Annotated in this window: 13 protein-coding genes; 5 read left to right on the top strand and 8 right to left on the bottom strand. The window is 46.0% G+C overall.

Annotation, left to right across the window (positions count from 1 at the left end; all coding sequences use genetic code 11):
• Nucleotides 1-44: 44 nt before the first annotated feature.
• From serS to NHB35_RS04100, 3 genes are read right to left on the bottom strand one after another with little or no spacing between them, the layout of a single operon-like run.
• On the bottom strand, nt 45-1,355 hold the full coding sequence (gene serS / locus NHB35_RS04110; protein ID WP_353433131.1) for a serine--tRNA ligase: 1,311 nt from the start codon (nt 1,353-1,355) through the stop codon (nt 45-47).
• 49 nt (nt 1,356-1,404) lie between these two features.
• Nucleotides 1,405-2,088, bottom strand: coding sequence for an outer membrane lipoprotein carrier protein LolA (locus NHB35_RS04105; protein ID WP_353433130.1), 684 nt, complete (start codon nt 2,086-2,088; stop codon nt 1,405-1,407).
• Between the two features lie 7 nt (nt 2,089-2,095).
• Nucleotides 2,096-4,408 carry a DNA translocase FtsK 4TM domain-containing protein gene (locus tag NHB35_RS04100; protein ID WP_353433129.1) on the bottom strand — a complete coding sequence of 771 codons (2,313 nt, stop codon included), beginning with the start codon at nt 4,406-4,408 and terminating at the stop codon, nt 2,096-2,098.
• A 39-nt stretch (nt 4,409-4,447) separates the two neighbouring features.
• Here NHB35_RS04100 and trxB point away from each other — a divergent pair, with 39 nt between their 5' ends.
• The gene (gene trxB / locus NHB35_RS04095) at nt 4,448-5,404 is read left to right on the top strand and encodes a thioredoxin-disulfide reductase (RefSeq protein ID WP_353433128.1); all 957 of its coding nucleotides are present in this window, start codon (nt 4,448-4,450) and stop codon (nt 5,402-5,404) included.
• A 35-nt stretch (nt 5,405-5,439) separates the two neighbouring features.
• Here trxB and NHB35_RS04090 read toward each other — a convergent pair whose 3' ends face one another.
• Both NHB35_RS04090 and NHB35_RS04085 read right to left on the bottom strand, forming a co-directional pair.
• Nucleotides 5,440-5,670 carry a hypothetical protein gene (locus NHB35_RS04090; protein WP_353433127.1) on the bottom strand — a complete coding sequence of 77 codons (231 nt, stop codon included), beginning with the start codon at nt 5,668-5,670 and terminating at the stop codon, nt 5,440-5,442.
• Between the two features lie 135 nt (nt 5,671-5,805).
• The gene (locus tag NHB35_RS04085; RefSeq protein ID WP_353433126.1) at nt 5,806-7,866 is read right to left on the bottom strand and encodes a sodium-translocating pyrophosphatase; all 2,061 of its coding nucleotides are present in this window, start codon (nt 7,864-7,866) and stop codon (nt 5,806-5,808) included.
• Between the two features lie 173 nt (nt 7,867-8,039).
• Here NHB35_RS04085 and ppa point away from each other — a divergent pair, with 173 nt between their 5' ends.
• From ppa to NHB35_RS04070, 3 genes are all read left to right on the top strand, one after another.
• The gene (gene ppa / locus NHB35_RS04080) at nt 8,040-8,576 is read left to right on the top strand and encodes an inorganic diphosphatase (protein ID WP_353426738.1); all 537 of its coding nucleotides are present in this window, start codon (nt 8,040-8,042) and stop codon (nt 8,574-8,576) included.
• 33 nt (nt 8,577-8,609) lie between these two features.
• The gene (locus NHB35_RS04075; RefSeq protein WP_353433125.1) at nt 8,610-10,229 is read left to right on the top strand and encodes an NAD+ synthase; all 1,620 of its coding nucleotides are present in this window, start codon (nt 8,610-8,612) and stop codon (nt 10,227-10,229) included.
• A gap of 71 nt (nt 10,230-10,300) precedes the next feature.
• Nucleotides 10,301-10,639 (top strand): P-II family nitrogen regulator, encoded by a 339-nt coding sequence (locus NHB35_RS04070; protein ID WP_173955517.1) that lies wholly within the window; start codon nt 10,301-10,303, stop codon nt 10,637-10,639.
• Nucleotides 10,640-10,669: 30 nt separating this feature from the next.
• On the opposite strand, the gene NHB35_RS04065 is transcribed toward NHB35_RS04070, so the two are convergent.
• Together NHB35_RS04065 and NHB35_RS04060 are read right to left on the bottom strand one after the other, a co-directional pair.
• Nucleotides 10,670-11,707 (bottom strand): helix-turn-helix domain-containing protein, encoded by a 1,038-nt coding sequence (locus NHB35_RS04065; RefSeq protein WP_353433124.1) that lies wholly within the window; start codon nt 11,705-11,707, stop codon nt 10,670-10,672.
• 101 nt (nt 11,708-11,808) lie between these two features.
• Entirely contained in the window at nt 11,809-12,438 is a 630-nt protein-coding gene (locus NHB35_RS04060; RefSeq protein ID WP_353433122.1) for a response regulator, read from the bottom strand.
• A 228-nt stretch (nt 12,439-12,666) separates the two neighbouring features.
• On the opposite strand from NHB35_RS04060, the gene ilvD reads away from it, so the two are divergent.
• On the top strand, nt 12,667-14,358 hold the full coding sequence (gene ilvD, locus NHB35_RS04055) for a dihydroxy-acid dehydratase (RefSeq protein ID WP_353433120.1): 1,692 nt from the start codon (nt 12,667-12,669) through the stop codon (nt 14,356-14,358).
• An 87-nt stretch (nt 14,359-14,445) separates the two neighbouring features.
• Here the strand turns inward: ilvD and NHB35_RS04050 are convergent, their stop codons facing one another.
• Complete coding sequence (locus tag NHB35_RS04050; protein ID WP_353433119.1) at nt 14,446-14,928, bottom strand: copper chaperone PCu(A)C; 483 nt, start codon at nt 14,926-14,928, stop codon at nt 14,446-14,448.
• Nucleotides 14,929-14,960 lie beyond the last annotated feature (32 nt).

Genomic DNA, 14,960 nt, shown 5'->3' with positions numbered 1-14,960 from the left:
GCTTTGGGGTGATTTTTAAGTGCCTGGTGCTGAATTAGCCCTACTTAAACTGGCTTAAGAACTTCTAGACCGCCTAAGTAAGGTTGCAATGCTTTAGGAATCGCAATGCTGCCATCTACTTGCTGTTTATTTTCAATCAGCGCAACCAATGCTCGGCCCACAGCCAATCCTGAACCATTGAGGGTATGAACTAATTCTGGCTTACCTTGTCCCGCCTTGAATCTAGCTTGCATGCGACGCGCCTGGAAATCGCCCATGCTTGAGCAAGAACTGATCTCTCGATATGCATTCTGTGATGGCACCCAGACCTCTAAGTCATACGTCTTAGTGCTACCAAAGCCCATATCCCCAGTGCATAGCAAAACCTTACGATATGGCAACTCAAGCAATTCCAAGATTCGTTCTGCATGACCCGTTAGATCCTCAAGTGCTTGCATCGAATCTTCAGGCTTAGTGATTTGGACTAACTCAACCTTATCAAACTGGTGTTGACGAATCATGCCACGTACATCACGGCCATAGCTGCCAGCCTCAGATCGGAAGCAAGGTGTATGAGCAACAAACTTTAATGGTAGAGTATCGGCATTGACAATCTCGTCACGTACAAGATTAGTCACAGGCACTTCCGCGGTAGGAATGAGGTAAAAATTTTCAGTCTTAGCTTCACCGCTTTCACCTTCACCACCCATTTGGCGGGGAACCTTAAAAAGGTCTTCTTCAAACTTTGGTAATTGACCGGTGCCACGCATAGATGCAGCATTGACCATATAAGGCGCATAAACCTCTTGATATCCATGATTGCTTGCATGCGTATCAATCATGAATTGTGCTAGAGCTCGATGCAATCTGGCAATCGGTCCTTTAAGGACCACAAATCGTGAACCACTAATCTTTGCAGCGACTTCAAAATCTAATCCCAAAGGACCGCCAAGATCAACGTGGTCTTTAATTTCAAAATCAAAAATAGGCTGTTCGCCCCATCGCTTGATTTCTTTGTTTTCGGTTTCATCTTTACCAGTTGGTACAGACTCATCTGGCAAATTAGGAATACCCATCAAGAAGTCTAAAATCTCCGCTTGCAAAATTGCCAAACGTGCAGCACCAGATTCCATATCCACATTGACTTGAGAAACTTCAGCCATTTCAGCGGAAGCATCTTCGCCTTTGCCCTTCTTCATACCAATCGCTTTAGATAACTGATTGCGTTTTGCTTGCAACTCTTCTGTGCGTGTTTGCAAAGATTTGCGCTCAGATTCTAGGCTGTTGAATTTCTCGACATCCAATTGAAATTTACGAGTGGCTAAACGCGCCTGCACAGCGGCGATATCTTTGCGAAGGAGTTGCGGATCAATCATGTAAAGCTCAATAAATTAAGGGTTATTTGTTTTAGCTATTTTCTAGGCTCTAGTTTAAGCGTAAGACTTCAGCTCCCGCAGGAGGAGTGAAATTAAAACGATTAGCTGGCAAATTGACGTTTAACTGGATTCTATCTAACGTCACCAAAACCACGCTGCCTAAACCGTCCACTAACTCTAAAGCCTTTGGCAGACCATTGCTCATGCCAATCGATATCTTTGTATACGGCAAGTCATTTTTATTCTTAGCACTAGGATCCTTTTTAGGCAGCAATGCAACCCACTTCATTCCTAGACGCTCCTCACCATCAATTAAGTCGAAATGCTGATCCAGTGAAGTTTCACCAAATAAGATTGCGGCTGGTGTAGCAGCTAAAGCTTGACCCGCAGGACGAATAGTTGCTTGATTTAAATCTTTATCCCACAAGACCAATTGACTTCCATTGGTGATGAGTTTTTGCTCATAAGGTTTTTGTGTGTCCCAAACAAATCGGCCCGGTCTTTGAAATACAAAATGACCTTGGGTTTGGCGAACAACCTTAAGACCTTTGTCTTGTGGTTCATTAGCCTTAGGTGCTCGTAGTTGTTGCTGAACAAAATCACCTTCAGCAGTTTTGGAATTACGAACAAATTGACGCAACTGATCAGAGCCTGTGTCGCCTTCTGCCAGGGCTAAGTTAGACAGAGCAATACATGAAACACCAATGAATACCGCGGACCAGAATTTTCGCAAAGGGAAATTACTCCGAAGGACGATGAAGAATCTCACGATTACCGCCATTGCCCATCTTAGAAACGAGACCTGCCTTTTCCATATCCTCAAGCAGACGTGCTGCACGGTTATAGCCAATTCGGAGGTGACGCTGTACCAAAGAAATCGATGGGCGTTTGTTTTCCAGAACAATCGCTACCGCTTGATCATAGAGTGGATCTGCTTCCCCACCGCTCTCACCAGTGAGTGAATCAATATTGGACTCATCAGCACCCTCGAGAACACCATCAATATAGTTTGCCTCGCCCTTCTCCTTAAGCCACTCAACTACACGATGCACTTCATCGTCGGAGACAAATGCGCCATGTACGCGAACTGGCAATCCAGTACCTGGCGCCATGTACAACATATCACCCATTCCTAAGAGTGTCTCAGCGCCCTGTTGATCCAAAATCGTACGGCTATCAATCTTACTGCTGACCTGAAAGGAAATACGGGTTGGCACGTTCGCCTTAATCAAACCAGTAATCACATCAACGCTAGGACGTTGCGTAGCTAATACCAAGTGGATACCTGCAGCACGCGCTTTTTGTGCGATACGGGCAATCAACTCTTCAATCTTCTTACCAGAGACCATCATGAGGTCAGCCAACTCGTCGATCACAATCACAATGACAGGCGCTTTATAAATTGGCTCTGGATCCTCGGGAGTTAAGCTAAATGGATTGGTAAGCTTCTCGCCCTTCTCTTCCGCTTCGGCAATCTTCTTGTTAAAGCCTGCAAGGTTGCGTACACCAAACTTACTCATGAGTTTGTAGCGACGCTCCATCTCATTCACGGCCCAGTTGAGCGCGTTATACGCCTGCTTCATATCCGTTACTACCGGACAAAGCAAATGCGGAATCTTGTCGTAGATTGCCATCTCCAACATCTTAGGGTCGATCATGATGAGGCGCACTTCATCAGGCTTAGCCTTAAAGAGGAGTGACAAAATCATGGCATTGATACCAACAGATTTACCGGCACCAGTAGTACCCGCTACCAAGCAGTGTGGCATCTTAGCCAGATCGGCAACCATTGGACTGCCAGAAATATCTTTACCTAATGCAAGAGTCAGCAAGGAATGATTATCGTTATAAACCTGTGAAGTCAGAATCTCAGATAAGTAGACAGACTGACGTGTTGGATTTGGAAGCTCCAAAGCCATACAAGTTTTACCTGGGATTGTTTCAACAACTCGCATACTGACAACACCAAGTGAGCGAGCCAAGTCACGGGACAGGTTCACAATCTGGCTACCCTTTACACCTACTGCTGGATCAATCTCGTAACGAGTCACTACAGGACCTGGGTAGGCAGCGATCACAGTTACCTGAACATTAAATTCTGCTAATTTGCGCTCAATCAAGCGCGAAGTAAATTCCAACACATCCGCTGAAATAGTTTCCTTGGCTTCAGGAACGGGATCTAGCAATGCTAGTGGCGGCAACTCAGAATCAGGTATATCCACAAATAGCGGTTGTTGCTTCTCGCGCTCAACCCGAACGCTCTTCGGAATCTCCACTGGGGCTCGCACAATCTGAACAGGCGCCGCAACCTCAACACGACCACGAATTTCTTCAACAAACTCTTCACGCTCTTCAGCGGCAGCTTCACCAAGCTTACGGTCCTCTTCACTATCGCGACGCTCACGAATGCGGTGATAAGACACTTCTAAGAAGCGCCCTACTTTTTCAGCAACATCAAGCCATGAGAAATGCAAAAAGAGTGATAGGCCTGCGCATAAACCAAAGAGCAAAACTAAGGTGGCGCCAGTAAAGCCTAATGACATTTGCATGGGGTCGCCAATCAACTCCCCCAAAATGCCACCTGGTGGTCTTGGCAATTCCCAGCCTAAAGAATGCAAACGAATTGATTCAAGACCCATGCTGCAAATTAAAGTAAGAGCAAAGCCCAACCAACGCATTAATAAAGAATCTGGCTTTGCCTCGGGATCTGGTGGCAGCGGAATACTCCACAGCTCACGCCAACCATGAAGTACGCGGCGACCAAACAGAACAACCCACCAAAAAGCAGATATTCCGAAGATATAGAGCATTAAATCAGCCAAATAGGCACCAAAACGACCACCTAGATTTTTGGGGGCCTCAAAACTGGCATGTGACCAAGCTGGATCCGCCTTGGAATAAGTAAGCAATATGGCAAATAAGCCTAAACAGAGACCCAGGGAGATAAACCAACGGGCCTCCAAGAGGAGGCGGGGCACCCTACCCTGCCCATCGCCACTAGGGGGTTGGGGGGTCGTTTGGGTCTTAGACTTTGGGTATACGGTTCTCGCCATGTTCTACCGATTGTAAACAAGCAATTCTATAATTTGGATATGACTACAAATACCCCAAAACACTCCAAAGTTCTCATCCTCGGATCCGGTCCTGCAGGCTATACCGCTGCGGTTTATGCCGCCCGAGCCAATCTGAAGCCCACCCTCATTACCGGCCTGGCTCAAGGGGGTCAATTAATGACCACCACTGACGTTGAAAACTGGCCAGCAGACCCTAATGGGGTGCAAGGCCCAGAGCTCATGGATCGCTTTTTAAAGCATGCTGAACATTTCAATACCGAAATCATTTTTGACCACATTCATACTGCAGCTTTAAAAGAGAAGCCTATCCGCCTCGTCGGCGATGCTGGAACATACACCTGCGATGCACTCATTATTTGCACGGGCGCCTCCGCTCAATACATTGGCCTACCAAGTGAGGAAGCCTTCATGGGTCGTGGTGTGTCTGGATGCGCAACTTGCGACGGCTTCTTCTATCGCAATCAAGATGTGTGTGTTGTTGGCGGCGGCAATACCGCTGTTGAAGAAGCACTCTATCTCACTGGTATTGCAAAGAAAGTAACTGTTATTCATCGTCGCGACAAATTCCGCGCCGAACCGATTCTGAATGATCGCTTAATGGCAAAAGTTGCTGAGGGCAAAGTGGAACTCAAATTGAACTCCACTCTTGACGAAGTTCTCGGCGATGAAAAAGGCGTCACTGGTGTTCGCATCAAAAAGCAAGATGGCAGTACTGAAGAGATTGCTGTGACTGGCGCCTTTATTGCCATTGGTCATAAACCCAATACTGATTTGTTCGTAGGTCAATTGGATATGAACAACGGTTATATCAAGACCCATTCGGGATTAGAGGGGAACGCTACCGCTACCAATATCCCTGGCGTGTTTGCAGCCGGCGACGTACAAGATCATATCTATCGCCAAGCAATTACTAGCGCTGGTACAGGTTGCATGGCCGCATTGGATGCACAGCGGTATTTAGAAATGCTGGAATAGGTTTTATAACTACCGAATAAAAACGCCTAGCAATGCTAGGCGTTTTTGTTTAGCGCATCTAATCTCGCCTGCTCATCATCTTCTCGTTTATGCAACTCAATTTCAACTTCGGTAGTTGCATTCAATTTATCTCTATCAACAAATCCCTTCGGAAAGGTTTTACGATCACCTACATCCACTGATATAGATAACGTAATTTCAGGATCTGAATTTTTTAATCTATTTTTTTTCTTCGCGAAAAGTTCTTGCTTTTTTATGTTCTTCATCAGCAACCTCAAAATATTTACCAGTATGGCATTTTGGATATCACGCAAATAATTTATGGATATAAAAAACGCCTAGCAATGCTAGGCGTTTTTGTTTGTTGCAACTACTTCAGTTGCGTATTGTTTAACGCATGCTTATCGTGTAATCACTGGTAGTAATGGAACGATGAGCAAGGCAACGATGTTGATAATCTTAATGAGTGGGTTCACAGCTGGACCAGCAGTATCTTTGTAGGGGTCGCCCACAGTATCACCAGTAACAGCCGCTTTATGCGCTTCAGAACCTTTACCGCCGAAGTTACCTTCTTCGATATATTTCTTAGCATTATCCCAAGCACCACCACCGGTACACATCGAGATCGCAACAAATAATCCCGTCACAATAGTACCCATCAAGAGGCCACCCAATGCAGCAGGTCCCAATAGGAGGCCTACAACGATTGGCGCAACTACAGGCAATAAGGAAGGAATAATCATTTCCTTAATGGCGGCTGAGGTAAGCATATCCACTGCTTTGCCGTATTCAGGCTTTGCAGTGCCAGACATGATCCCAGGAATATCACGGAACTGACGACGAACTTCCTCAACCACAGCACCTGCGCAACGACCTACCGCTTCCATTGCCATCGCGCCAAACAAGTAAGGAATCATGCCGCCAATAAAGAGCCCAATGATGACCATGTGATTAGAAAGATCAAAGGAGACTTGCTGACCAATACCCTCTAATGCGTGGGTATAGTCTGCAAAGAGCACCAATGAAGCTAAACCGGCTGAGCCAATCGCGTAACCTTTGGTCACTGCTTTGGTTGTATTGCCAACAGCATCGAGTGGATCAGTGATATCACGTACTGCCTGCGGCAATCCTGCCATTTCTGCAATACCACCAGCGTTATCAGTAATTGGGCCATAAGCATCAAGCGCAACCACAATACCTGCCATCGATAACATTGATGTAGCGGCTACTGCGATACCGTATAAACCAGCCAACCAGTAAGCGGCAAAAATCGCTGCGCACACAAACAACACTGGGTAAGCAGTCGATTTCATCGAAATACCTAAACCAGCAATGATATTAGTACCGTGACCTTTAGTGGATGCTTCGGCAATATGCTGTACTGGATTAAATTGAGTACCCGTGTAGTACTCAGTAATCCATACCAATGCAGCGGTCAATAAAAGCCCTACTACTGTTGAACCAAATAAGCGCCACTGACTACCTGGGATCCCTAAAGCATCATCAGGCATGATGAAGTTAGTCACAAAATAGAAAGCGACTAATGACAGTCCACCTGCAATAATCAAACCTTTGTAAAGCGCTGGCATCACATTTTTCATACCAGGACTTGCTTTAACAAATGAGCAACCAATGATGGAGGCGATGATCGATACACCACCAAGAACCAATGGATAAATGATTGCTGCTACTGGGGCACCAGATACCATCAAAGATCCCAAGACCATTGTGGCAATCAGCGTCACCGCATATGTTTCAAATAAGTCAGCTGCCATACCTGCGCAATCGCCAACGTTGTCACCAACGTTATCTGCAATCACCGCTGGATTACGTGGGTCATCTTCTGGAATACCCGCTTCAACTTTACCAACCAAGTCGGCGCCAACGTCTGCGCCTTTAGTAAAGATGCCGCCACCCAAACGGGCAAAAATCGATATCAATGAGGATCCGAAGGCTAAACCAATCAATGGATGCAAGACTGAAGAAAGGTCTTGTCCAGCGCCAATCGAAACTAGGAACATAAAGAACAGGCCAACTCCCAGAAGCCCAAGGCCAACTACCAGCATGCCAGTAATGGCGCCACCTTTAAATGCGACATTGAGCGCTTCGTTCATTCCCTTGGTTGCAGCTTCTGCAGTACGGACGTTAGCGCGTACTGAAACATTCATCCCGATGAAACCACAAGCACCGGAAAGAACTGCTCCCACTACAAAACCAATGGCGGTTGCAAAATCCAAAAAGAGCGCCATCAAAATAGTGAGAACTACCCCCACAATGGCAATCGTTTTGTACTGGCGCGATAAATACGCTGCCGCACCCTGCTGAATCGCCTCTGCAATTTCTTGCATTTTGGCGTTGCCCGTACTTTGCTTCAAAATCCAGCCGCGCATCACAAAACCGTAAATTACGGCTAAGACACCGCATGCCAAGGCAAAATACAAGCCTAAAGTGACATTACTCATGCTTGAACTCCCTAAAGTTAGTCTTTATTGTTTTGTATCTACTAGCGCTTAGGTCAACCAGGTTTGCGAAGGCTTTAAACTATGGTCTTTAAGCTGTATCAGTATGTAGCAGAATTACCCCTGTGCCCCCTCTCGAGGATCAGGGTATTTACTAATCACTATTCGGAGTATTTATGAGTCTCGACAACGTCAAGCCAGGTAAAAAGATCCCAGAGAGCTTTAACGTCATTATTGAAATCCCAATGAACGCGGATCCAATCAAGTATGAGGTGGATAAAGAGAGTGGCGCTATTTTTGTCGATCGTTTCATGGGCACTTCTATGCACTATCCATGTAACTATGGTTACATCAATAAAACGATTGCTGGTGATGGCGACCCTGTTGACGTTCTCGTGATTACGCCTTTTCCATTAATTCCAGGGGTGGTTGTTAGCTGCCGCGCGATTGGTATTTTATTAATGGAAGATGAAGCAGGCCAAGATGCAAAATTGTTGGCAGTTCCAGAAGATAAGATTTTGCCAATCTACACTCACTGGCAAAAACCAGAAGATATGAACCCATTGCGTTTGAATCAGATTCAGCACTTCTTCGAACACTACAAAGATCTTGAAAAAGGTAAATGGGTCAAAGTCAAGGGTTGGGGTGGCGTTGCAGAAGCCCATAAAGAAATTCTTGAGGGCATTGAGCGTTACAACAAAGAGCACGCTTAATTCTTAAACACTGATTAGGCTTTGTGATTCGGAGTGAGCGCGCAAACCATCGCCCTAGCCCAGATCAACCCATTACTGGGCGATTTGGCTGGCAATGCGCAGCTCATTCTCAAAGCCGCTCAGGAAGCTAGCACCAAAGGCGCTAAGCTCCTTATTACGCCAGAGCTTGCGCTCACAGGCTATCCCCCAGAAGACCTATTACTACGTCCTGCTTTCATTCAAGCGGCCGCACAAGAGCTCGAATCGCTCTGCAAGTCATTAGCGCAATTTCAGGATCTCACTGTCATCGTCGGGCATCCCAAACAAACTGGTAATGGTTTGCAGAACTACGCCTCGGTCTTGCGTAATGGCAAGGTAATTGCAGGTTATGCCAAACAAGAATTGCCTAATCATGAAGTCTTTGATGAAGTGCGTTACTTCGTACCTGGCGATAAACCTTGTGTATTTGAATGTGATGGCATTTCATATGGTGTGATTTTGTGTGAAGACGCTTGGCATGCTGGACCAGCAAAACAAGCGCACGCTGCTGGTGCGAAGGTATTGCTAGTGCCTAATGCCTCCCCCTATCACCTCCAGAAAGAAGCGCTACGCATTGATGTTTTGCGTAGTCATATAGCGCAAACCAAAATGCCATTGGTATATGTCAATGCTGTTGGTGGCCAAGATGAGTTAGTGTTTGATGGTGGTTCATTTGCTTTAACTAGCAAAGGTGAAGTGGCGATGGCAATGCCACAGTTTGAGTCCGCCCTTGGCTTAGTCAATGTCAATAGCGCTGGAGAGCTTGAGGCTGGATCCATTACCGCAACACAAAGCGTTGAGGCACAGGCCTATCAAGCCCTCGTTTTGGGTGTACGCGATTACATCAATAAGAATCGCTTTCCTGGGGTCATCATTGGTTTGTCTGGTGGCGTTGACTCCGCCCTAGTGCTAGCAATTGCAGTAGATGCCCTTGGTGCCGATAAAGTACGCACTGTCATGATGCCTTCACGCTATACCGCAGATATCTCGTGGATTGATGCCCGTGAAATGGCGCAGAACTTAGGTGTCCAATACGATGAGATTCCAATTAGCGGTCCTGTTGATGCGCTAGAAGCTTCTCTAGCAGAACAGTTCAAGGGCATGTCTGTGGATGCTACTGAAGAGAATATTCAGGCACGTGTTCGTGGCACTCTACTGATGGCTCTCTCAAATAAAACTGGACGTCTTGTATTAACAACTGGCAATAAGAGTGAGATGGCTGTCGGCTACTGCACTCTCTACGGAGATATGGCTGGTGGCTTTGCAGTGATTAAAGATATTGCTAAGACTTTGGTTTACCGATTGTGTGCCTATCGCAATAGCATTGCACCAATCATTCCGGAGCGCATTCTGACGCGCGCCCCTTCCGCAGAATTGCGCCCTGACCAAAAGGATCAAGACAGCCTACCCTCTTACGGAGTGCTCGATGGCATTGTGGAGCGCTATATGGAACAGAATCAATCCATCTCCCAAATTATTGATGCTGGCTTTGATGCTGAGAGCGTAGAAAAAGTGACGCGTTTGATTAAGCTAAATGAATATAAGCGACGTCAAGCGCCACCTGGGGTTCGCGTTACCACCCGCGCTTTCGGTCGCGACTGGCGTTATCCCATCACGTCCCAATTTAGAGCCTAAAGTGCTCGTAGAAGGCCAAATTTGGCACTTCTTTCCAGTTCTAGGTATGATTACTGCATTAGGGGGAATACATGAAACTCATTACATCTATTATTAAACCGTTCAAACTCGATGAAGTTCGTGAAGCACTAGCTGAAGTTGGCGTAACTGGCCTTACCGTAACTGAGGTGAAGGGTTTTGGCCGCCAAAAGGGCCATACCGAACTCTACCGTGGCGCTGAATACGTGGTCGACTTCTTGCCTAAAGTAAAGGTCGAGGCTGTTGTTCCAGGCGATCGTGTTGAAGCGGCAATCGAAGCGATTACCAAAGCTGCTCGTACTGGCAAAATTGGTGATGGAAAAATCTTTATCACTCCAGTTGAACAAGTGATTCGTATTCGTACTGGCGAAACAAACGAGTCAGCAGTTTAAGAAGTCAAATTAGATTGAAGTAATCCCGTTTCAACGAAACTGGGAATCTGTGGGAGCCAAGGGCTGAATAATTTCAGCCGGCTCCAAAAGAATATTCTTTGCGGTGGTATTAGATAAACGCACTTTTACGCCTTGGTAATAGATATCCACTTGAGCCGAGCCTGAAGTTAATACTTTCAATGGCGGCCTTCCATAAATACTAGCCCCCACTCCAGGCTCTAGTGTTTTATTTTGAGTCTTACCACTCGCATCAACAACACAAACCGTTTGCGCAGTCTTAGATTGCAAATACACCATATCTCCAGCCTTTTTAGGGGCGTCTGGTTTGTAGCTCACTGCTGCAGTATCCGCGGGCGGGCATTCTGTTGATGGGGCTGTCACAGCAGCTGGGGCTGGAGTAGGCGCAACTGCCGCCAAAGCCGGCTCAGGAGCGCTTGCTGGCGATGCTGCCTTAGGATCTACAGGCGCATCGGCAGGAGCTGCGGCTTGAGTCTCTTCCACAACCACTACTTCCTCTTTAACCACCTCCGGGAAAAATAAGGGGCGCAAATTGATGATTGAAAAAACTAGTGCTGCAGCAATACCTCCAAGAATGTATAGCCTTCTCTTTGGATTTTTTGAGGCGGAACTTTGGGTGCTTTGATTAATGGCTTGTTGAGATGGCGCAAATTTCTTTAGGTCATCCGCTTTTTTAGGCGCGCTTGTCTTAATCGACTTTGATGACTCTGTATCAGTGGATTGAACTTCCTTAAATACTTTTTCGGAATCTTTAGCGTCCTCTTTAGATTCTTTGACCTCTTTTTTGGTCTCTGCTTTATTAGGCGTTACTGCCCCAAAATCAAAAGCGTCTTCTTCTTTTAATTTGAGCAAGCCCGCAACCTTTTTTGCTGCCGTAACTTTTACCTGAGGTCCGTAAAAGGTACTGGTCTCACCATTTTCAATTTGCTCAATTTGACGAACCGATAAACATGCCATCCCAGATAAATCTTTGGTGCTTAATCCAAGACTTTCTCGGGCTTTCTTGAAAGCCTCTTTTTTTATTTCAGGAAGTTTGTTTGATGTATTCACTTGCCAGAATCAAATTTGTTTAATTTAATAGATTTGATATTAATCCCATAATGGCACAGAAGTAATTAGCCGTATAGGCAATTATTAAGCTCAAACTGTGCTCAAGTGGTCAAAGGGTGATTTTCGAGATCCGACTCCAAGTACTTCTTAACCAAGGTCTGCAGCGAATCTGCATGCATCTTTTCCATTACTCTGGCTTTGTGAACCTTAATCGTTGCGTCTGTAGTCCCTAATTTGACCGCAATATCTTTGTTTAATAGTCCCTTGACTAACCAAGCACAGACCTCCCGCTCTCTAGGAGTAAGCCTCTCATAATCTCGCTTGGTTTCAACATCAATAGATACGCGCCTCAATTGACGGCTATCAAAGTCGACTGCATCGGCTACTGCTTTTAATAGCTCCTCTAGATTAAAAGGCTTAAATAGAAAGTCGAGGGCGCCCTTTTTGAGGCCCTGAACAATTTGATGGGGGTGACTTTGGCCGCTTACAAAGACGATAGGTGTTTTGCGACCTAATTTCAGAAGTGCTTCCTGCAAATCCAAGCCTGACATATCTGGCATTTGCATATCTAACAAAATAACCGCTGGAGATACTGGTATGGACTTCTCTATAAAAACCTTTGCACAAGCGTATTCCTCAACGAGATAACCTAACTCTCGTAACATCCTGGTGAGAGACAAGCGCATAGACTCATCATCGTCAATTAAATAAACATGGCCAACTTTAGTCATTGAATTCAAAGGAAAAAGTATTCGATAGGCAAATGTACTGCAGTGAATTTGATCAGGCTATTAGCTATCAGGCTAACATTTACGACTTAAACTAGGGTCTAAGCCGTAATTTAATACTGCAGTGCAACATATCTAAGCAATATTGAGCAGCCTGCGGACAAATACGGCACTGAGCATCTCACGGCACAATAGAGCCTTTCGAAATCATCTTTTTCTGGAGTAATTAGCATGAAACGCCTTAATGAACGCTCTCGTATGGTCACCGAGGGAGTTGCCCGCGCACCAAACCGCTCGATGTATTACGCGATGGGCTATCAAGAAAAGGATTTCTCCAAGCCTATGGTTGGCGTTGCCAATGGTCACTCCACTATTACTCCCTGCAATAGTGGCTTGCAAAAATTAACGGATGCTGCCGTTACTGCGCTTGAAGAAGCTGGCGCCAAAGCGCAAATGTTTGGCACTCCAACAGTATCTGATGGTATTGGCATGGGCACCGAAGGGATGAAGTACTCACTCGTATCTCGTGAAGTGATTGCCGATAGTATCGAAACTTGCGTCAACGGCTTATGGCAAGACGGTGTGCTTGTTATTGGAGGTTGCGATAAAAATATGCCAGGCGGCATGATGGCGATTGCCCGCACCAACGTTCCTGCGATTTATGTATACGGTGGAACTATTAAGCCAGGTCACTATAAAGGCAAAGATCTCAATATTGTTTCCGCATTCGAAGCGGTTGGTGAATTTACCTCGGGCAGAATGACTGAAGAAGACTTAAAAGGTGTCGAGCAGCACGCTTGCCCAGGCAGCGGCTCTTGTGGTGGCATGTATACCGCCAATACGATGAGCTCCTCCTTCGAGGCTCTTGGTATGAGTCTCCCCTACTCCTCAACGATGGCGAACGAAGATGCTGAGAAAGTGGCAAGCGCCGCTGAGTCCGCACGTGTTCTAGTGGAAGCCATTAAAAATAATTTACGCCCACGTGACATCATTACCAAAAAATCCATTGAGAATGCTGTCAGCGTCATCATGGCGGTAGGTGGATCGACTAATGCGGTATTGCATTTCTTGGCCATTACTAGCGCCGCAGAAATCGACTGGACAATTGATGACTTTGAGCGCATTCGTAAACGTGTTCCCGTTATCGTTGACATGAAACCATCAGGGACTTATCTTGCAACCGATTTACATCAAGCTGGCGGCATTCCACAAGTGATGAAAATTTTGTTAGATGGCGGCTTGTTACATGGTGATTGCATGACCATCACAGGCAAAACGATTGGCGAAGTATTAAAGGATGTTCCTTCAGTACCGCGTGCTGATCAAAAGGTAATTCGCACTTTAGATAATCCTTTATATAAACAAGGTCACTTGGCCATCTTGAAGGGCAATATTTCTCCAGAAGGCTGTGTTGCGAAAATTACTGGCTTGAAGAACCCATCCATTACTGGCCCTGCACGCGTATTTGATTCAGAAGATGATGCAATGGCAGCCATCATGGCTCAGAAGATCAAGGATGGCGACATCGTAGTGATTCGTTATGAAGGCCCTAAAGGCGGCCCTGGTATGCGTGAAATGCTCGCACCTACCTCAGCCTTGGTTGGCCAAGGTTTAGGTGAATCCGTGGGCCTCATTACCGATGGCCGCTTCTCTGGTGGCACATGGGGCATGGTTGTTGGTCACGTGGCTCCTGAGGCCTATGTTGGTGGCACCATTGCGCTCATCAACGAAGGTGACTCCGTAACCATAGATGCTCACAAACTACTGATTCAGCTCAATGTCAGCGATGAAGAAATCGCTAAGCGTCGCGCCGCTTGGAAGCAACCTAAGCCACGCTATACCCGCGGCTTACTAGCCAAGTATGCCAAGCTGGCAAGTACTGCCAGTAAAGGTGCGGTAACAGACTTGAACTTAGATCTGTAATAAGCAATCAAGCAAGAAAAGAAGTTAATAAAACAAAGCCCTAGATAAGACTAGGGGCTTTTTTAATGATGCTACCTTTAATATATATCAATGCATATTGTGCTGAGCACCCATGGCATTTACAGGCATTTTTACCTCAACCTCTCCTGCCTTCGCAAATTTCAACTTAACGGGAACCGTTTGTCCAGCAGCGAATGGGCCTTTTAAATTCATGAACATCAAGTGATAACCGCCTGGTTTTAATTCAACAGAACCACCTGCAGGAACAGCAATGTCTTTTACTTGGCGCATTCTCATGACATTGCCATCCATTGCCATCTCATGCAATTGAACTTCACCTGCAGCCGGGGAGCTTGCTGATAACAATTGATCAGCCACATTGCCCTTGTTATCGATTTTCATGAAACCGCCAGCCACTTGTTGGCCAGGAGCAGTAGCGCGTGTATAGGCTCCCTCGATTTTGATCGCATCCGTTTTAACAGATTTTGTAACGCCCTGTGCCATTGAGACAGCCGATACAGCAAGCCCAAGAACGCTGATAGCAATCGCTTTATATAAAAATTGTTTCATTTAACTCTCCTTAAGAATTTATTACCTTGCCA

This window comes from Polynucleobacter sp. MWH-UH23A (assembly GCF_040409805.1).
Lineage (GTDB): Bacteria > Pseudomonadota > Gammaproteobacteria > Burkholderiales > Burkholderiaceae > Polynucleobacter.
The sequence above is the reverse complement of the archived record's forward strand: the minus strand, read 5'-3'. Positions and strand labels throughout refer to the sequence as shown.